The organism is Streptomyces inhibens (assembly GCF_003389455.1).
GTDB lineage: Bacteria > Actinomycetota > Actinomycetes > Streptomycetales > Streptomycetaceae > Streptomyces > Streptomyces inhibens.
Map to the genome: position 1 here is coordinate 1 of NZ_QUAC01000453.1, position 18536 is coordinate 18536.

Consider the following 18536-nt stretch of genomic DNA (forward strand, 5'->3'; position numbering starts at 1 on the left):
AGGGAGGCCCGGGAGGGGGCGGCCCAGGAGAGGGAGGCCCGGGAGGGGGCGGCCCAGGAGAGGGAGGCCCGGGAGGGGGCGGCTCCGGAGGTGGCGGTGGGGAGTTGGTCATCGAGGGCCGCCCGTGGGGTGGGTGACCTCGGCCGTCATCCCGTCGCCGCGTGTGCCCGGGCAGCCGAGTTGGGCGGCGAAGTCCGGTTGTTTTTCGTTGAGTTCGCGGCACAGGCCCTGTTCGATGCTTTCGCCGGAGCGGGCGGTGCCGATGGCCCAGACGGTGCCGTCCTCACGTTCGTACAGGACGACCTTGGGCAGCGCGCGGGGCGGTGGTCCGGCGGTGACGTCGCCGGTGCGGGGGTCGAAGGAGCCTTCATGGCAGGGGCAGTACAGCTCACCCTTCTCGCCTCGGTCCTTGCTCCACAGGACGGCGCAGGCGAGGTGGGTGCAGACGGCGGAGTAGCCGACGAGGGAGCCGTCGGAGAGGCGGATGGCCACCGCGCGGTCCTCGTCGCCGGGGTAGCGGAAGGCGACGGATTCACCGCGGGGGATGCTGTCGGCGACGAGTTTGAGGTCGCCGGCGTCGTCGCCGTGGCGGGGCAGCGCTCCCGCGGCGACCGCCAGCCCTCCGAGGGCGAGGCCGCCCGAGACGGTGGCGACGATCCGCAGATAGTCGCGGCGGGTGGTGAGGGAGTCGGCGCTCAGGCGGTCGTGGGCCGGCTCCGGGGCCCCGCCCCCCTCGTCGTGGCCCGACTCCGGCCGGCGGTGTGCCGTGCTCATCGGACATCCACCCCGTTGACCTCGATCACCGGGAGCCCGCCCGGTACCGGCCAGCGGACCTTGTCGGCGGGGACGACCATGGCGACGCCGGTGTGGACGACGGTGTCGCCGAAGGTGAAGGAGTCGGCGACCTCGACGCCGGGGCGTTCGGTCCGGAGTTCTTCGAGGGTTCCGTAGAAGAGGGCGCCGGTCGGGCAGACGGTGGCGCACATGGGCGCGAGGCCGTGGGAGGTGCGGTCGTAGCAGAGGTCGCACTTCATCTGCAGCTTCGCCGCCAGGTCGATCTTCGGTACGCCGAAGGGGCAGGCGTTGACGCAGTTGGCGCAGCCGATGCAGCGGGTGGTGTCGGCCTGCTGCACCACGCCGTCGGGGGTGACCTGGATCGCGTCGGCGGGGCAGACCTCGGCGCAGGGGGCGACGGGGTCGGAGCAGTGCATACAGACGGTGGGGAGGGAGGCGACGGAGCGGCCTTCGTCGGGGTAGTCGAGGTGGATCATCGACTTGCCGCGGTGCGAGTCGCATTCGCGGCAGGCCGAGACACACGCCTGGCAGCCGATACAGCGCCCCGGGTCGATGAAGATCGTTCTGCCCATCATGGCGGTGACCAGTCCCTTTCCGCGGTGCCGAGGCCCTGGGGTGCGGTCGGTGGCCGTGGGTCGGTGCGGGAGACCTGCGTTTCGGGGTATGCCACGCGGCCGGGTCCGGTGGGCGGTGCGGGGACCTCGTCGAGGGTGGTGGCGGCCTCGATCCGGGCGGCGCAGACCTTGTACTCGGGGATCTTCGAGCGGGGATCGAGGGCGTCGATGGTGAGGATGTTGGCCGCGGTGGGGGACGGCCAGTGGTAGGGCACGAAGACGGTGTCGGGGCGGATGGACTCCAGGACGAGCGCGGGGTAGACGGCGCTGCCGCGGCGGGTGACGACCCGTACGGGCTGGCCGTTGCTGAAGCCGTGGGAGGGGTGCACCTCGACCCAGGGCCGGGGGGTCTGTTCGACGAGGGCGCCCAGGCGGCGGGTCTGGTTGCCGGAGAGGTAGTGGGCGACGGTGCGGCCGGTGGTCAGGGAGAGCGGATAGGTCTCGTCGTAGGGGTCGATGGGCGGGTGCCATGCGACGGCCTGGAGGTGGATCTTCCCGTCCGGGTGGTAGGTCCTGCCGTCCTCGAAAAGCCTTGGTGTGCCGGGGTGTTCGGTGGTGGGGCAGGGCCAGGCGATACCGCCGGTTTCCTCAAGGCGTTCGTAGGTGATGCCGTAGTAGTCGTTGACGGTGCCCGCGGAGGCGATGCGGAGTTCTTCGAATACGTCGCGGGAGGTGCTGAAGGCGAATTTGTCGCCGGTGCCGAGGCGGCGGGCGAGTTCGCACAGGATCCAGGTGTCGGTGCGGACGCCGGGCGGCGGGTCCTGGGCCTTGTTGTGTTTGACGACGCGGGCCTCGGCATTGGCCATGACGCCTTCGTCCTCGGCCCAGACCGTGACGGGGAGGACGACATGGGCGTTGGCGGCGGTTTCGGAGAGGAAGAAGTCGAGCTGGACGTGGAATTCAAGGGTGTCGTAGCCCTCTTTGACCACATGGTGGTTGGGGAGGGAGACGAAGGGGTTGTTGCAGGTGGCGATGAGGCCGCGGATTTCACGGCGTCGCATTTGATGGACCATCTCCATCATGGAGGTCCCGGCGAGCGGGAGTTCGTCCTCCGGGATGCCCCAGATGTGGCAGATCTCGCGGCGGTGTTCCGGGTCGGTGATGGAGCGGCCGCCGGGCAGCAGATCGGATTTCTGGCCGTGTTCGCGGCCGCCTTGTCCATTGCCCTGGCCGGTGAGGGTGCCGTAACCGGCCCCGGGGCGGCCGATATTGCCGGTGGCGACGCACAGATTGATGATCGACAGGCAGTTCTCGACGCCTTGGCTGTGGTGTTCCACGCCGCGTGCGTGCCAGGCCATGGCGCGTTCGGCGCCGGCGAACCAGTGGGCGACCTGCTCGATCTGTTCGACGCCGACGCCGCAGATGCCGGCGGCGCGGTCCGGCGGATAATTCTCTACGGCGGCTTTGACGGCGTCCCAGCCGGTGGTGTGGTCGGCGAGGTATTTCTCGTCGGTGAGCCCGTCGCGGACGATGACGTGGAGTACGGCGTTGAAGAAGGCCGAATCGGTGCCGGGCTTCAGTGGTACGTGCAGGTCGGCGGTGCGTGCGACGGGGGTTTCGCGGGGGTCGACGACGATGAGTTTTGCGCCGCGGTCGCGGGCTCCCCAGATGTACTGCGTCATGACCGGGAAGCATTCGCCGACATTGGATCCGGCGATCAGTACGCAGTCGCTGAGCAGGATGTCGGAGAAGGGGTTGCCGGCGCGGTCGATGCCGAAGGCGAGTTTGTTGGCGCCGGCCGCGCTGACCATGCACAGCCGGCCGTTGTAGTCGATGTGCCTGGTCCGGAGGGCGACCCGGGCGAATTTGCCGACGAGATAGGTCTTCTCGGTGGAGAGGGAGGCGCCGCCGAGCATGCCGAAGGCGTCCGCCCCGTAGACCTCTTGAATGCGGCGGATTTCGGCGACGGTGAAGTCGAGGGCCTCGTCCCAGGTGCATTCCTGGAAGGGTTTGTCGCGGTAGCGCCGGATCAGCGGGGCGGTGAGCCGGTCGGGGTGGTTGACCTGCTGATAGGCGTTGATGCCTTTGGGGCACAGCCGCATCCGGTTGATGTCGTGGTTGCGGGGTTCGACGCCGAAGACCTTTCCGGCCTGGTTGACGCGGAGATACATGCCGCATTGCACACCGCAGAAACAGCAATGGGTGGGGACGAGGGTTTCGCCGGTCTGGTCGGCATGCCATCGGTCCGCGGGGATGCCGCCGGCGTCGTGGAAGGTGCGGGTGCCGGGCGGGGCGATGGTGGGGTCGACGGGCAGCGTCACAGATGTCCCCTGGCGGGCTCCATGGGCCACGGCCCGGGCGCGGCCATGAACGGTGCGGTCACTTGAAGCCCCGCTTCACACGGGTGAGATAGGCGCTGCCGCGCAGCACCCGTTTGCAGCGCGGGCAGTATTCGGCCCATTCGTCGAAGTCCAGGCGGAGATCGCGCATGGTGCCGCGCAGATTCTCGACGTACGGGGCGGTGTCGACGAGTTCGCCGCAGCGGCGGCAGGTGAAGAGCTTCTCGTCCTGCCGGGCGCTGTATTTGAACAGCTGCATACCGACCGCGGCGGGCCGCTGCACGATGTGGAAGAACTTCCCGAAGGGGAGGTAGATGAGGGTGAAGACGACGGACACCATGTGCAGCAGCGCCAGGAATTCATAGCCGCCGCCGTGCAGAAAGACCGCTGAGAAGGTCAGCAGGAGTCCGGTGACGGAGATGACGATGAGCGCGAGCAGCGGGACGAGGTCATAGCCGAAGCGCTGTCCGGTGGTGGCCGTGCGGTCCCGCAGGCGCCGCCACAGAAAGTAGCCGGCGCCCGCGATGACGAGGACGGCGGCGAGGTCGAGGCCGTGGAACAAGGCCCAGCCGATGACATCGGCGGAGTTGAAGCCGATGATTTTGAAGCCCCAGATCCGCATTTCATAGCTGGGCCCGGGGCCGGTTGCCGAGGTGAAGGTGAACCATCCCCAGGTGAGCGGGAAGGTGATGACCGCGGCGAGAATGCAGCCCCAGAAGAGGAGTTGGTGGGCGGCCCAGCGGGCGGTCGAGCGGGCGCCGAGGAATTTCTGGAAGCCGAGGTAGGTGGCGATCATCCGGGGCAGCGCGGTGGGCGCCTTGCGGAAGTTCTCCCTGGAGAACAGGGTGCGCCAGCCCTGCCGTAACAGTCGGCGGGCGGCCGGTTCGCTGACCCAGACGGTGTAGCGGTAGGTGACGCCGAAGGCGAGGAAGACGGTGGCCACGGCGTAGGGGAGCAGTGCGGAGTCGAAGTTCCGCAGCATGCGGCTGCCCAGGATGATGGCGACGATCAGGAGGAGCGCGACGGCCGAGGCCACCAGCGTCGCGCGGACGGCCGGCGGCCTCGGCCGGGGCGCCGCCGCTGTTGCCTCCGGCTCCGCGGCCGGGGCAGCTGGGGCGTCTGATGACTGTGGCACGGGCCCCACGGTAGGCGCTCATGAGGCGTATGGCCCGTTATGTCGCCTTATGGGTGAGGGACGCATAGGGGAGCGCTCAGCGGGTGAGGACCGTTTGGCGGGAGAGGACCGCTCAGTGGGTGAGGGCCGCTTGGCGGGAAAGGACCGCTCAGCGGGTGAGGACCGCCTGGCGGGAAAGGACCGCTCAGTGGGTGAGGGCCGCCGGCCCTGCACTCCCGCCCTTCAGCGGGTGCCGGCCGAACCGTTCAGCGCCTCGTGCCACCACAGATCACGCCCCGGCTTCCAGGACACCGGCCGCGAGCACCGGTTCACCACCAGCACCCGCCGCTCCGGTACGCCGCCCGCGGCGGCGCCCCTCGCCAGCGCATGGTCGAGCAGCGCCTTCACCGGCCGTACCGCCCCGTCCCAGAACGCCGCATCCGCCGTGATCAGCACCCGGGCATCCGACTCCCGGGTGCGCGCGACCAGTTCGGGCACCGTCAGCGAGACCGGCAGCGTGGTACGTATCGCATCCAGCCGGCCGCAGGCGAGCGTGGCGATCACCGACTCCGGCACCAGCGGCAGATGCACCGCGACCCGGTCGCCGGCCCGCACCCCGAGCTGGGTGAGCGCGGCCGCGGCCCGAGCGGCCTGGTCGAGGAGCATGCCGTGCGTCAGCTCCTCCTGGCGTCCTGGCTCCCCGGTCCAGGTGAGGGCGATCCGCGACGCCTCCGGCTCTTGAACTTCCCGGGCGTCATCTACATGTACATGCTCTGAGGTCACACGGCGCAACATGCGGATCAGCATCGTGATCACCGATCAACGATCGCTGAACGTCCGCTGTACGGGGCCGGCGCCCGCCCCTTCTCGCACCCGCGCGGCAGCACACCGCCGGATCTCTCCGGACCCCTCCGGACCGTCGCTCCAGGCCCCTCCGGCCACGCCCGCGACCCGCACCTGGCGTACTGCCCAGTTCCGATGCACTCCATCCCCCCTCCTCCCCTGTTTCTGTTTCCCGTTCTCCTCCGCATGCGCGAGAGGCAGACCCGGGAGAGGCGGCCCCGTGCCCGTCATGCCGAAAACCGCACCGCACCCACACGCGCAGGCCCGTTGGGCGCTTGCCGCCGTCGCCACCGGCGCCTTCTGCGTCCAGCTGGACTCCTTCGCGCTGAACCTGGCGCTGCCCGCCATCCGCGACGGCCTGCACGGTCCCGCGACCGCCGCCGCCTGGACCGTCAGCGGCTATCTCCTGGCCGCCGGCTCCCTGATGCCGGTCGCCGGCCGGCTCGGCGACCTCTACGGGCGGCGCCGGATGCCGGCCCTCGGGCTGGCGCTCTTCGGCACCGCCGCCACTCTGTGCGCGCTCGCGCCGTCGCTGCCTCTCCTGGTGGCGGCGCGGCTGCTGCAAGGCGCGGGCGGCGCGCTGATCATGCCCGCCGGGCCGGCCCTGCTGACCAACGCCTGCCCACCGGGGCACGGACGCCGGGCGATCGGCCGCGCACTGGGCCTGGCCGGACCGGCCACCGTCTGCGGCCCGTTCCTCGGCGGCGCGCTCGCCCAGTCCGTCTCCTGACGGGCCGTCTTCTGGCTGACGGTGGCGCTCGCCGCGGCCGCCGCCGCGGCCGCTCTCTGGGCCACCGGCCGCGCCACGGACACGCCCACCCTGCTGGCGGCCTCGACCGGGGCCGCGGCGGTGATGACGGTGACGGCCGGGCTCGGGCCGGCGCTGAGTAACGGCGGGGCCGACGCCGGTACGGGCAGCGGCACCCGGCCGTCTCTGGCGCTCCCGGCGGCCGCTTGTCTGGCCACCGCGGGGGCGCTGGCGCCGGCGCTCGTACGCGTACTCCGACGGGAGGGCCGACGTGGGGGAGGTGAGTGACGCGAGTGCCCCGGAAGGCGCGGGTGCCGCGGATGACGCAGGCGACGCAGGTGAGGCAGGCGACGCCCGGGCCTGCCGGAACGGGTCGCTCCACTCAACCACCCCGTGTACTCACCCCTCCCCCGCCCCCGCCGCCTCATAGCCCCCCACCACATCGCACACATCCGCGAAGCCGCGCGCTTCCAGCAGCGCCGCCGCGATCACCGACCGGTTTCCGCTGCGGCAGTAGAGGACGACCGGGCGGCCCGGGTCCAGTTCGGCGAGGCGGCCGGAGAGAGTCGCCAGCGGGATGTTGCGGGCGCCGGGGAAGGCGCCCGCCGCGTACTCGGCCGGATTACGGACATCGATCAGCTGCGCGTCGGCCCACTGGGAATCGACCTGAGGAGGGGCATGGGAACCGCTCAACTCCGCCTGTTCCGGGCTGAGTTCCTCGTACCGGATGCGATGGCTGCGGCGGGTGAGCGCGGGCGCACGGTCCAGGACGGCGGCCGGATCGGGCAGATGGCCGAGTACGCGGTCGTAGCCGATGCGGGCGAGGCGGAGGCGGGCCTCCCGCTCCGTGCCGGGCTCGGCGACCAGCACGATCGGGGTGCCCGGGGCGACGACGCTGCCGGCGTACTCCGCGAACCGGGTGTCCAGGCTCGTGTGGAGCGACCCGGTCAGGTGCGCGCGGGTGTAGGCGGCCAGCGGGCGGCAGTCGAGGAGGACGGCGCCCTGCCGGTCGCGGGCCGCGAGCGCCTCCTCCAGGGTGAGCGCGGCCGGCGGGGCGGCGTCCAGGAGGGGGTGGCCGTCGCGGTTGAGGGCCGCGTCGTGCGCGAAGTAGCCGGGGGTGGCGGGCTGGTCCGCGGTGACCAGCCGGACGAATTCGGTCTGCGGCATGGGCTGCAGAGCGTAGTTGAGGCGGCGCTGGTCGCCGATGGTGGAGCTGGTCTCGGTGGAGAGGCTGCGTCCGCAGGCCGAGCCCGCGCCGTGTGCGGGAAAGACCCGGGTCGCGTCCGGGAGCACCATGAGTTTGCTGTGCAGGGAGTGGTGCAGGCGTACGGCCATCTCGTGCGGGGAGTGCCCGGCGGCGGAGAGCAGGTCGGGGCGGCCGACATCGCCGACGAAGAGGGTGTCACCGGTGAGCACGCCGAACGGTACGGCGTCGTCGGGGTGTTCGTGGATGACCAGGCAGATGGATTCGAGGGTGTGGCCGGGGGTGGTGAGAACGGTGAGGGTGACCCCCGCCCCGTCCTCGCGGCCGAGCGAGATGCGTTCGCCGTCCCGTAACCGCCGTATGGGGAAGCCGGTTTCGGCGGCCTCACCGAAGGCGATGGTGGCGCCGGTGGCGCGCGCGATTTCGAGGTGGCCGGAGAGGAAGTCGGCGTGAATGTGCGTCTCGATGACGAGTTCGATGCGCAGGCCGGCCGCGTCCGCGTCGTGCAGATAGTCGTCGATGTCGCGGCGCGGGTCGACGAGGACGGCGCGTCCGGTGGTCTTGTCGCCGATCAGGTACGACGCCTGGGAGAGGCAGTCGAGGTAGTACTGCGCGAAGTGCACGGTCGGCCTCCAGGGGGATTCGCGGTGCCCGTACGCGGCGGCTCGGGGCCGCCCGGACAGGGCGCGTTGTGCGGATGAACGGATGTACGTACATTAGGTAGCCGCGTGACGGTCGACAAGCTGGGGCCGCTCCCTGCAACGACCCTGACGTCACATCACCTGCCGCCACTCCAAGACCGACAACCTCGGCAACCCTTGCAACACCCGCAACACCCGCAACACCCGCAACACCCGCAACACCCGCAACACCCGCAACCGGCAGCGTCGACAACACCGGCAGCGCGCGCCACACCCGCAACACCCGCCCCGTACGTCCGCGGAGGAATCGACCATGACGACCGAGCCGCCGGACGGCGCGCACGGCCCCCGCCCCCTGGACCGGCGCTCGCCGCTCCCCCTGTGGGCGCAGCTCTTCGCCGATCTGCGCCGACGGATGGAAGCCGGCGCGTTCACCGAGGAGTTCCCGGCCGAGCACCGGCTCACCGACGAGTACGAGGTCAGCCGGCACACCGTCCGCGAGGCGCTGCGCAAGCTGCGCGCGGACGGACTGGTGATCGCCGAACGCGGCCGCGCCAGCCGGCTGGACACCCGCCGCATACAGCAGCCGCTGGGCTCGCTCTACAGCCTCTTCCGCGAGCTGGAGGGCCAGGGCGTGGAGCAGCGCAGCGAGGTGCTGCGGCTGGAGCGGACCGCGGACGGGACGATCGCCGGGCAGCTGGGGCTGATCCCGGACGCGCCGCTGATCGTGCTGGAGCGGCTGCGGCTCGCGGACGGCGAACCGCTCGCCCACGACACCGCGTATCTGCCCGCCGAGGTCGCCGAGCCGCTGCTGGACACCGACTTCGGGCACACCTCGCTCTACGGCGAGCTCTCGCGCCGCTGCGGGGTGAAGGTCACCGGTGGCCGGGAGCGGATCCAGCCGTTCCTGCCGGACATCCGGCAGGCGTGGCTGCTGGGGCTGGCCGACCGCGAGGCGGCGTTCGCCATCGAGCGGCTGGCCATGGCCGGGGAGCGGCCGGTGGAGTGGCGCGAGACGGTGGTACGCGGCGACCGGTTCACCTTCGTCGCGGAGTGGTCGGACGACAGCCGGGCGGTCGCTCTCGCGCCGCGGGCGTCGTGTCCGTCCTCGTAGCGTGTCCGTCCTCATAGCCGCGACGGCGCTGCCGTGCGGGCTGCTGATCGGGCTGCTGCTGGGTGCGCTCGGCGGTGGCGGTTCGGTGCTGGCCGTGCCCGCGCTGGTGTATCTGCTGGGGCAGTCGCCGCACGAGGCGACCGCGGGCGCGCTGGTCGTCGTCACGGTCGGCGCGGTGACCGGGCTGGTCTGCCATGCCCGCGCGGGCCGGGTCCGTTGGGCGGCCGGTTCGGTCTTCGGGGCACTGGGTACGGCCGGCAGCTACCTCGGCTCCCGGTGGAGCGCGACACTGGACCCCACGGTGCTGATGGCGGCGTTCGCCGGGCTGATGCTCGTGGTGGCGGCGATGCTGCTGTTACGGGGGCTGCGCGAGCGGCGGTCGACGGGAACCGTTCGGCCCTTACGGGATCCCACGGAGACCGCACCCTTACGGGATCCCACAGAGACCGAACCCTTACGGGACCGCAGCGAAGCCGACCCCTTACGGGATCACCCAGAAGCCGACCCCGTACCGGACCACGCAGGCACCGAGCCCTTACCGGACCACGCAGGAGCCGCCCCCACACCGGACCACGCAGGGACCGCCCCCACACCGGACCACAGAGAAGCCGCCCCTTCACCGGATCACGCAGGAGCAGACTCCTCACGGGATCACGCAGGAGCAGACTCCTCACGGGATGACACAGGCACGGACCGCCTACGGGATCCCATGCGGCCCATCCCCCACCCCGCCCGCATCATCGCGACCGCCTTCGTCGTCGGGCTGCTCACCGGCTTCTTCGGGGTCGGCGGCGGCTTCGTCGTCGTACCGGCCCTCACCCTCATCCTGGGCCTGGAGATGCCGGTCGCCATCGGCACCTCACTCCTCGTCATCCTCATCAACTCCCTTACGGCGCTGGGCACCCGGGCCGGCACCAGCAATCTGGACTGGCCGCTGCTGGCCGGCTTCGCCGCCGCCGCGGCGCTCGGCAGCCACCTCGGCAACCGCCTCACCACCCGCCTGCGCCCCCAGGTCCTGACCACGGCGTTCGCCTCCCTCGTCACCATCCTCGCGGTCACCATGGCGGCCGCCGCCCTCCCGCACCTCTGGTCCCCGTAACCCGTGGCCCCGTAGCCCACAGCCCGTAGCCCACAGCCCGTAGCCCGTAGCCCGTAAGCCACCACAACTCCCCACCGCCTACCAGGAGGAAGCCCATGACCCCCGCAAGCGCCGCCCCGTCCCACCACCAGGTCCTCATCGTCGGCGGCGGCACCGCGGGCATCACCGTCGCCGCCCGGTTACGCCGTGCCGGCGTCCGGGACATCGCGCTGCTGGAGCCCTCCGAAACCCACTGGTACCAGCCGCTGTGGACGCTGGTCGGCGGCGGCCAGGCCCCGCTGCGCGCCTCACTGCGCACCGAGGCCGACGTCATACCGCCCGGCGTGCGCTGGCTGCGCGAGCGCGCCACCGCCGTCGATCCGGCCGCCCGTACGGTAACCACCGCCTCCGGCCGGGTCCTCTCCTACGGGCGGCTGGTCCTCGCCCCCGGACTTCAGCTCGACTGGGACGGCGTGCCCGGCCTGGCCGGCGCCGTCGGCCACGGCGGTGTGAGCAGCAACTACCGGCCCGATCTCGCCCCGCTCACCTGGGAATTGATCCGCCGGATGCGCAGCGGCACGGCCGTGTTCACCATGCCGTCCGGTCCGGTGAAGTGCGGCGGTGCCCCGCAGAAGATCGCGTACCTGGCGGCCGACCACTGGCGCAAGCGCGGCGTACTGGGCGCGATCCGCACCATCCTCGTGCTCCCCGAGCCGGCGATGTTCAAGGTGCCGGTCTTCTCCCGAGCGCTGACGGAGACGGCCCGGCGGTACGGCATCGAGGTGCGGCTGCGCTCCGAGATGACCCAGCTGGACGGCGACGCGCGCAAGGCGGTGATCACCGATCACGCCACCGGTACCGCCGAGACCATCCGCTACGACCTGCTGCACGCCGTACCGCCGCAGCGCGCCCCCGAGTGGCTCGCCGAGGGCCCGCTCGCCGACCCCGACTCCCCCTACGGGTACGTCAAGACCGACCGGGAAGCCCTCCAACACCCGGACTTCCCCGAGGTGTTCGTGCTCGGCGACGTCGCCAACCTCCCCACCTCCAAAACCGGCGCGGCGATCCGCAAGCAGGCCCCGGTCGTCGTCACCAACCTCCTCGCCGGACTGCGCGGCCGCCCCGCCACCGCCCGCTACGACGGCTACACCTCCTGCCCCCTGGTCACCGCCCGGCACAAGATGCTGCTCGCCGAGTTCGACTACGACCTGCGGCCCACCCCCTCGATCCCCTTCATCGACACCACCCGCGAGCGCACCGACATGTGGTTCCTCAAGCGCTACGGCCTCCCGCAGCTCTACTTCAAGGGGATGCTCAAAGGACTGGCGTAAGGGACCGATGTAAAGGTGCGCCGGGACCGACGGGACCGGCGCACAAGGCACCGGCGGAACCGACGTAACAGAGCCGATGTAACAGACCCGACGTAACGGACCCGGCGCACCCGACGTGACGGACCGGCCCTACGCCTCCGTCACAGCCACCATCTCCGCCACCACACACCCCACATTGTCCGGCGCCCCCGCCTCCCGGGCGAGCGCGATCAGTTCCGTCACCGCCTGCTCGGGGCCGTCGGCGGCGGTGAGCACGTGTTGGAGGGTGCCGGCCGGGACCACCCCGGTCAGTCCGTCGGTGCACAGCAGGTAGCGCTCGCCCGGCCGGGCGTCGAGCAGCTGGAGATCGGGGGCGAACTCGGTGTCCGCGTCGAGGGACCGCAGCAGCAGGGCGCGCTGCGGGTGCGTCGGTGCCTCCTCGGGTGTGAGGCGGCCCTCGTCGATCAGCGACTGGACGACGCTGTGGTCGTGGGTGATCCGGAAGAGACCGGAGTCGCGCAGGACATAGGCGCGCGAGTCCCCGATGTGCAGCAGCGCCAGCTGGGCGCCGGAGCGGAGCAGCGCGGTGAGCGTGCTGCCGGTCGGTTCGTCCGCCGAGGGGGCGGCGCGGTGCGCCTGCCGGGCCGCCTCCTCCAGGGCGCCCAGCAGATCCGCCGAGTTCAGGTCCCGTTCCTCCAGTTCCGTCAGCGCCTCGATCGCGGCGGTGGCGGCCGGGCCGCCGCCGGGGCCGTAGCCGTCGGCCACGGCCAGCAGTCGCGGCCCGGCGTAGGCGGCGTCCTGGTTGGCCGGACGGACCAGCCCCCGATCGGTACCGGCGGCGTAGCGCATCGTCAAAGGGGTACGCGGTTCGGTCATGACGGTGTCCTTCCTGGACAGTTGGTCGACGAGGAAGGCGGCCAGGTCCCGGCGGGCGGCGGTGTCGGCCTCGACCTGCGCCCAGTACGCGGCGACCGCCCCGGCCGCCGCGCCCGGCGCCAGCTCGCACACCTCGCGGATGCGGGCCAGCGGCATGCCGAGCCGGCGCAGCCAGGCGACCAGCCGGGCCCGCTCCAGCTGGGCCGGGGCGTAGTGCCGGTAGCCGCTGTGCGGGTCGACGCGGGCCGGGGTCAGCAGGCCGAGCTCGTCGTACAGGCGCAGCGCCTTCGGCGAGAGCCGCGAGGCCCGTGCGAACGCCCCGATGGTCAGCAGCTCGCCGTTCCCGTATCGCGCCGCACCCACGCCGGTGTCCGCCCGTCCGTTGTCCACCCGTCCGTCCTCCTCGTACCGGGCGCCTCGCCCGGCCCGACCGATGCTGGGGCTTCCCCCAAGGACAAGGTCAAACGGCGGCCGCCGACCCGTCCCGAGGGGCCTGTCCGGCGTCCTTCGCCGGCGGTGCCAGCCGGTTCAGGGCCGCGGCGGTCAGCGCCTCGACGCCCATGGTGAGGGTCGGGCGGACCACGGGGACGAAGCGCGGCGAGTGGTTGGAGGGGATGTCCTGCGCCAGTCGCCCGGCCGCCAGCGCCGCCTGGAACTCCTCCGGGTCCCAGCCGCCCAGCCACCAGTAGTAGAGCGGCGCCCCGGCGGCGGTCGCCAGCAGTCCGGCGTCCTCGCTGCCGGTCGCCGGTTCGTAGGCGAACAGCCGCTGCTCACCGAAGAGTTCGGTGAACTGCCCATTGACCTCCCGCAGGGTCGTGGAGTCGTTGACGGTGACCGGGAAGGAGTCCAGGACCTCGGTCCCGGGTGCGCGGTCCGCGCCGGAGGCGGCGGCCTCGGCGCGCGCGATGCGGTCGATGGCGGCCAGCACGGCGGCGCGTACCGTCTCGTCGAAGGTCCGGACGCTCAGCCGTACGACGGCCCGGTCGGGGATGACATTGGCGGTGTCCCCGGCGTGGAAGGAGCCGACGGTGACCACCACCCGGTCCTTGGGCGCGACCTCGCGCGCCACCACGGACTGCACCCGCTGTACGAACGACGCCGCCATCAGGATCGGGTCGATGGTGGTCTCGGGCCGCGAGCCATGGCCGCCGCTGCCGTGGAAGGTGATCTCCAGACTGTCGGCGGCGGCCATACAGGCGCCGGGACAGTACGCGATCAGCCCGGCGCCGAACGGGGCGACATGCTGGGCCAGCACCACATCGGGGGTGGGGACCAGGCCCTTGCTGTAGAGGCCGGCGTCGAGCATGGCGCGGGCGCCGCTGCCGACCTCCTCGGCGGGCTGGAAGAGCACGATCAGGGTGCCGGACCAGTGCGCGCGGCCCGCCGCGAGCAGATCGGCGGCGCCCAGCAGACAGGTCACATGGACATCGTGTCCGCAGGCGTGCATCCGGCCGGGGACCGTGGAGGCGTAGTCCAGGCCGGAGTTCTCGGTGACGGGCAGCGCGTCCATGTCGGCGCGCAGCAAGGCCACCGGGCCCGGGCCGTTGCGCAGTACGCCGACCACGCCGGTTTCGGCGATGCCGGTGGTGACGTCGTAGCCGCAGCCGGTCAGCCGGCGGGCGGCCTCGGCGGCGGTGCGGGTCTCCTGGAAGCCGAGTTCGGGGTGCCGGTGCAGGTCTTCGTAGAGGGCCACGAGGTCGGCGAGGCGATCGTCGAGCGGGGCCAGGACGGCGGTGGGCGCGGGCTTTGCGGCGTGATCGGTCGAGCCGGTCTTGTCACGGTCGCTCATACGCGCATTCGACCATGAACCGCCGCCCGGCATCGAGCGCCGGCCCGCCCCGGGCGCCCCGTCCCGCTGGCCGGACTTAGCGGTTGGCCGCCCCGCTTTCCGTGACACCGAAGCCCCCGGCTGCAACCGTGGATCACCCAGCCTGCAACCGGGACCAGCAGGCCCAAGCCGACGACCGGAGGCTGACGTTGGCCACTTCATCCCACCGACCGACCGGCGAGCCGCACGACATCACCACCCACCTGATGGACCAGGCCATGGGCCATCTCTTCTCCGCCGCCTTACGCACCGCGGCCCACTACCGCATCGCCGACCATCTCTCCGAGGGCCCGCGCACCGTCGAGCAGCTGGCCGCCGCCACCGACACCCACGCCCCGCATCTGCGCCGCGTACTGCGCTACCTCGCCACCCGTGGCATCTTCCGGGAGGACGCCGCGGGCGCCTACCAGCTGACACCGGCCGCCAGACCGCTGCGCACCGACGCGCCCGACTCGCTGCACACCGCCGTCATGATGATGACCGACGAGCTGTTCCTGCGGACCTCGGCCGGTCTGCCGGAGTCGGTACGGCACGGCGGCGCGTCCTTCGAGCGGCTCTTCGGGGCGCCCTTCTTCGAGCATCTGCAGTCGGATCCGGTCGCCCGCCAGCTCCTGGACGACGGGATGTCCTCGCTGTCCTCCCCGGTGGACGATGCGGTGGCCGCCGCGTACCCCTTCCCCGAGACCGGCACGGTCGTGGACATCGGCGGCGGCCGCGGCGGACTGCTGCGCGCGGCGCTGCGCCGCCACCCCCAGCTGACCGGTGTGCTCTTCGACCAGGCCCCGCCGCTGACCCATCACCTCCTGGACGGCGACGAGTTGAAGGGCCGCTGGCGCACCCAGGAGGGCGACTTCTTCGTGTCCGTACCGGAGGGTGGTGATGTCTACGTCCTCAAGCACGTCCTGCACGACTGGCCGGACGAGGCGTGCCGGCGCATTCTGCGCACCTGCCACCGGGCGATGGCGACCGGCAGCCGGCTGCTGGTCATCGACTGCGTACTGCCGCAGGGCAACGCCCCGCACTTCGGCAAGACCATGGATGTCGCGATGATGGCGGTGGTCGACGGGCAGGAGCGGACCGCGGAGGAGTTCGCGACGCTGCTGTCGGCGGGCGGATTCCGGCTGACCCGGGTGCTGTCGACATCCGCCTTCCCCTCGATCGTGGAAGCGGTCGCCGAATAAGCCCCGGTACCTTCAAGGCATGACACGCCGCACCCCGCTCCCCTCGTTGGCGGCATCGCCCGCCCGCGCTCTACTGATGACGGCCTCATCGGCCGACGAGAGGAGCTGAGGTGCCGGTCCTCATGCGAGCGCGCCGCCGCGACGAGGAGCACCGCGCCTCCACCCCGCTGGAGCTCTTCTTCGACCTGTGCTTCGTCGTGGCGGTCGCGCAGGCCGGCCGCCAACTGGCGCATGCGCTGGCCGAGGGTCACCCGGGGCACGGCATCTCCGGCTATCTGATGCTGTTCTTCGCCATCTGGTGGGCCTGGATGAACTTCAGCTGGTTCGCCTCGGCGTACGACACCGATGACCCGCTCTATCGCGTGGTGACGCTCGTCCAGATGGCGGGGGTGCTGATCCTGGCCGCCGGCGTACCGCGGGCCTTCGAGCACAGCGACTTCACCGTCATCTGGTTCGGCTATGTGGTGATGCGGCTGGCGATGGTCACCCAGTGGCTGCGGGCCGCACTCGGCAGCCGGGGCGCCGAACGGCGCACCGCACTGCGCTACGCCCTGGGGGTGACGGTGTGCCAGGTCGGCTGGCTGGGCCTGCTGCTTCTGCCCAAGGGGGATGTGCGCTGGGTGTTCGTGGTCGTGGCCCTGCTGGAGCTGGCGGTGCCCGCACTGGCCGAACGGCAGCGGCAGACGAGCTGGCATCCGCGTCACATCGCCGAGCGCTACGGCCTGTTCACCATCATCGTGCTGGGCGAGACGATCGCGGCGGCCACCGTGGCGGTGCAGTCGGCGCTGGACGAGAACGACGAGCTGAGCAGTCTGCTGCCGATCGCGGGCGGCGGGCTGCTGCTGGTCTTCGCCGCGTACTGGATCTATTTCGCGGTGCCCATCCACCGCCACCTGCGCTCGAACAGGCAGTCGTTCCTGTGGGGCTACGGCCACTACCTCGTGTTCGGCTCGGCGGCCGCGGTCGGCGCGGGCATCGAGGTCGCGGTGGAGGAGTCGGTCGGCAAGTCCCAGCTGTCGACGTTCGGCGCGTCCGCGTGTGTCACGGTGCCGGCCGCCCTGTTCATGCTCACCGTCTGGCTGATCCACTCCCGGCACCAGAAGCGCGGCCTGGCCCAGCAGCTGGTGCTGCCGGTGTCCTCGCTGCTGGTCCTGGCGTGCACCTTCGCCGGACGCGGCGCGGTCCTGGCGTCCGGCCTGGTGGCGTCCGCCACGGTCGCGGTCGGGGTCACCCTCACCAGCCGGCAGGGCACCGCACCGGCGGAGTAACCGGCGCCTGCGTCACCCGTCTCGACGAACGCCCTCCCCTCGTCCCCCATAAGCGTGCCGAACGGCCGTACCCGACCGTCCGCCGCCCTGATCCCGCATCAGATCCGGCCATCTTGCTCCCCCACCCGGGGGCCCTTCTTCACCAGCACAGCCCCACCCCCGCGCCACCCCATTACCCGTCAATTAGCCACCAATGGCCCTTACTTCTCGCACCTTCGCCCTCTTGTTCCCCTCTGTTCACCACAGCCAGCGGAGGCGGGCGGACGCAGACGCGGTAGGGTGCAGATTGCCCTTTTTATGACAGGGGTTTTCCTCCCCGGAAGCCCTGGGGCCGACCACCGTCCGCACCTGAGGAGACGCCAGACATGGCCCGCCACGCTCAGTCCCGCGCGCGGACGAGACTGTCCCGGCGCAGCAAGGCCGTGAGCGGTCTCGCCCTCTCCACGCTGGTCGGCACCGCCCTGTGGGCATGGCCGGCGTCGGGCGACGATCATGACGGCCGGACCGACGCCAAGAGCACCACGTCCTCGACGGCTTCCGGCCCGGACACGCCACGTACTCCCGCTGCCGCGCCGAAATCCGCCCCGAACGCCGCACGGAACGCCGCTGCCGGCCGCCCGATCCCAGGCCTCAGCGACGCCGCCCGGAAGCGCATACCGGCCAACTCCCGACAGGTACTGGTCGTCACCGGCAAGGACATGGACTCCTTCCAGTCCCAGGTCGTCCTCTACACCCGCGAGGAGGGTTCGGACGACTGGGAGCCGGGCCCCACCTGGTCCGCGCACAACGCCGCGCACGGCTGGACCGACGACCACCGCTACGGCGACCTGCGCTCCCCCATCGGCGTCTACACGCTCACCGACGCCGGCGGCCGGCTGCCCGCCCCCGACGGCACCAAGCTCCCCTACGACCACAACAGCAGCTTTGTCGCCGACGGCACCGGCGTGGAGGGCGAGCCGCTGGCCGGCGCCTTCGACTACGTCATCGCCATCAACTACAACCGGGATCCGGGCACCTCCCCCCTGGACCCGCACCGCCCCTGGGGCGACGCCAAGGGCGGCGGCGTCTGGCTGCATGTCGACCACGACGGCCCCACCCAGGGCTGTGTGAGCCTCAAGCCCAAGGTGATGCGGCAGCTGCTGCGCACCCTCGACCCGGACCTGCACCCGGTCATCGTGATGGGACCGGCCGATTACTGACCGGCCAGGCGCGCCGACCCAGGGGCCGCGAGACGCACTGACCGACGTCCGCGGCCTCCGGGTCGGCCACGCCCAGCGCATCGGCGACGGCCATCTGACCGGCACCACCGTCGTCCTCGCCCCTGAGGGCGGCGCCATCGCGGCCGTCGACGTACGCGGTGGCGGTCCCGGCACCCGGGAGACCGACGCGCTCGACCCGCGCAACCTCGTCCAGCGCATCGAGGCGATCGTGCTGACCGGCGGCAGCGCCTTCGGTCTTGACGCCGCGTCCGGTGTCGCCGGCTGGCTGGAGGACCACGGGCGCGGCTTCCGCGTCGGCCCCGACCCCTCCCAGGTCGTACCGGTCGTACCCGCCGCGGCCCTCTTCGACCTGGGCCGCGGCGGCGACTGGCGGGCCCGCCCCGACGCCGCACTCGGCCGCGCCGCCGCCGAGGCCGCGGCGTA

Annotated in this window: 17 protein-coding genes; 9 read left to right on the forward strand and 8 right to left on the reverse strand. The window is 71.7% G+C overall.

Going from position 1 to position 18536, the window contains the following annotated elements; translation table 11 throughout:
- Positions 1-108: 108 nt before the first annotated feature.
- The 5 genes from DY245_RS39060 to DY245_RS39080 all read right to left on the reverse strand — a co-directional run bounded on the left by DY245_RS39060 (position 109) and on the right by DY245_RS39080 (position 5585).
- Positions 109-774, reverse strand: a complete 666-nt coding sequence (locus DY245_RS39060; RefSeq protein ID WP_128511850.1) for a QcrA and Rieske domain-containing protein — start codon at positions 772-774, stop codon at positions 109-111.
- Complete coding sequence (locus DY245_RS39065) at positions 771-1370, reverse strand: 4Fe-4S dicluster domain-containing protein (protein WP_128511851.1); 600 nt, start codon at positions 1368-1370, stop codon at positions 771-773. Before DY245_RS39065 ends, DY245_RS39060 begins: the two co-directional genes overlap by 4 nt.
- Positions 1367-3664 carry a molybdopterin oxidoreductase family protein gene (locus DY245_RS39070; RefSeq protein WP_181924058.1) on the reverse strand — a complete coding sequence of 766 codons (2298 nt, stop codon included), beginning with the start codon at positions 3662-3664 and terminating at the stop codon, positions 1367-1369. Before DY245_RS39070 ends, DY245_RS39065 begins: the two co-directional genes overlap by 4 nt.
- Before the next feature lie 64 nt (positions 3665-3728).
- Positions 3729-4670, reverse strand: coding sequence for an MFS transporter (locus tag DY245_RS39075; protein ID WP_425329504.1), 942 nt, complete (start codon positions 4668-4670; stop codon positions 3729-3731).
- A gap of 375 nt (positions 4671-5045) precedes the next feature.
- Positions 5046-5585, reverse strand: a complete 540-nt coding sequence (locus DY245_RS39080) for an AMP-binding protein (RefSeq protein WP_244943538.1) — start codon at positions 5583-5585, stop codon at positions 5046-5048.
- A gap of 289 nt (positions 5586-5874) precedes the next feature.
- Between DY245_RS39080 and DY245_RS39085 the strand changes: the two genes are divergently transcribed.
- Positions 5875-6375 (forward strand): MFS transporter, encoded by a 501-nt coding sequence (locus DY245_RS39085; RefSeq protein ID WP_244943539.1) that lies wholly within the window; start codon positions 5875-5877, stop codon positions 6373-6375.
- Positions 6376-6396: 21 nt separating this feature from the next.
- A complete protein-coding gene (locus DY245_RS39090) occupies positions 6397-6681 on the forward strand; it encodes a hypothetical protein (RefSeq protein ID WP_128511854.1) in 285 nt (94 codons plus the stop codon).
- 111 nt (positions 6682-6792) lie between these two features.
- Here DY245_RS39090 and DY245_RS39095 read toward each other — a convergent pair whose 3' ends face one another.
- A complete protein-coding gene (locus DY245_RS39095) occupies positions 6793-8220 on the reverse strand; it encodes an MBL fold metallo-hydrolase (RefSeq protein ID WP_128511855.1) in 1428 nt (475 codons plus the stop codon).
- Positions 8221-8551: 331 nt separating this feature from the next.
- Between DY245_RS39095 and DY245_RS39105 the strand changes: the two genes are divergently transcribed.
- The 3 genes from DY245_RS39105 (at position 8552) to DY245_RS39115 (ending at position 11761) form a co-directional block, all read left to right on the forward strand.
- Complete coding sequence (locus tag DY245_RS39105) at positions 8552-9352, forward strand: GntR family transcriptional regulator (protein ID WP_128511856.1); 801 nt, start codon at positions 8552-8554, stop codon at positions 9350-9352.
- A gap of 1 nt (position 9353) precedes the next feature.
- The gene (locus DY245_RS39110; RefSeq protein WP_181924056.1) at positions 9354-10451 is read left to right on the forward strand and encodes a TSUP family transporter; all 1098 of its coding nucleotides are present in this window, start codon (positions 9354-9356) and stop codon (positions 10449-10451) included.
- A gap of 95 nt (positions 10452-10546) precedes the next feature.
- The gene (locus DY245_RS39115) at positions 10547-11761 is read left to right on the forward strand and encodes an NAD(P)/FAD-dependent oxidoreductase (protein WP_128511857.1); all 1215 of its coding nucleotides are present in this window, start codon (positions 10547-10549) and stop codon (positions 11759-11761) included.
- Between the two features lie 129 nt (positions 11762-11890).
- Here DY245_RS39115 and DY245_RS39120 read toward each other — a convergent pair whose 3' ends face one another.
- Both DY245_RS39120 and DY245_RS39125 read right to left on the reverse strand, forming a co-directional pair.
- Positions 11891-13006, reverse strand: coding sequence for a MerR family transcriptional regulator (locus DY245_RS39120; protein WP_181924057.1), 1116 nt, complete (start codon positions 13004-13006; stop codon positions 11891-11893).
- Positions 13007-13076: 70 nt separating this feature from the next.
- Positions 13077-14405: an amidohydrolase gene (locus tag DY245_RS39125; protein WP_128511859.1), complete on the reverse strand. Its 1329-nt coding sequence runs from the start codon at positions 14403-14405 to the stop codon at positions 13077-13079.
- Between the two features lie 188 nt (positions 14406-14593).
- On the opposite strand from DY245_RS39125, the gene DY245_RS39130 reads away from it, so the two are divergent.
- From DY245_RS39130 to DY245_RS39145, 4 genes are all read left to right on the forward strand, one after another.
- Positions 14594-15625, forward strand: coding sequence for a methyltransferase (locus DY245_RS39130; RefSeq protein ID WP_128511860.1), 1032 nt, complete (start codon positions 14594-14596; stop codon positions 15623-15625).
- 122 nt (positions 15626-15747) lie between these two features.
- Positions 15748-16893 carry a low temperature requirement protein A gene (locus DY245_RS39135; protein WP_244943540.1) on the forward strand — a complete coding sequence of 382 codons (1146 nt, stop codon included), beginning with the start codon at positions 15748-15750 and terminating at the stop codon, positions 16891-16893.
- A gap of 365 nt (positions 16894-17258) precedes the next feature.
- Positions 17259-18092, forward strand: a complete 834-nt coding sequence (locus DY245_RS39140) for a L,D-transpeptidase family protein (RefSeq protein WP_128511862.1) — start codon at positions 17259-17261, stop codon at positions 18090-18092.
- A partial coding sequence (locus DY245_RS39145) for a P1 family peptidase (RefSeq protein ID WP_181924059.1) occupies positions 18085-18536 on the forward strand: 452 nt, incomplete at its 3' end. The genes DY245_RS39140 and DY245_RS39145, both read left to right, overlap by 8 nt.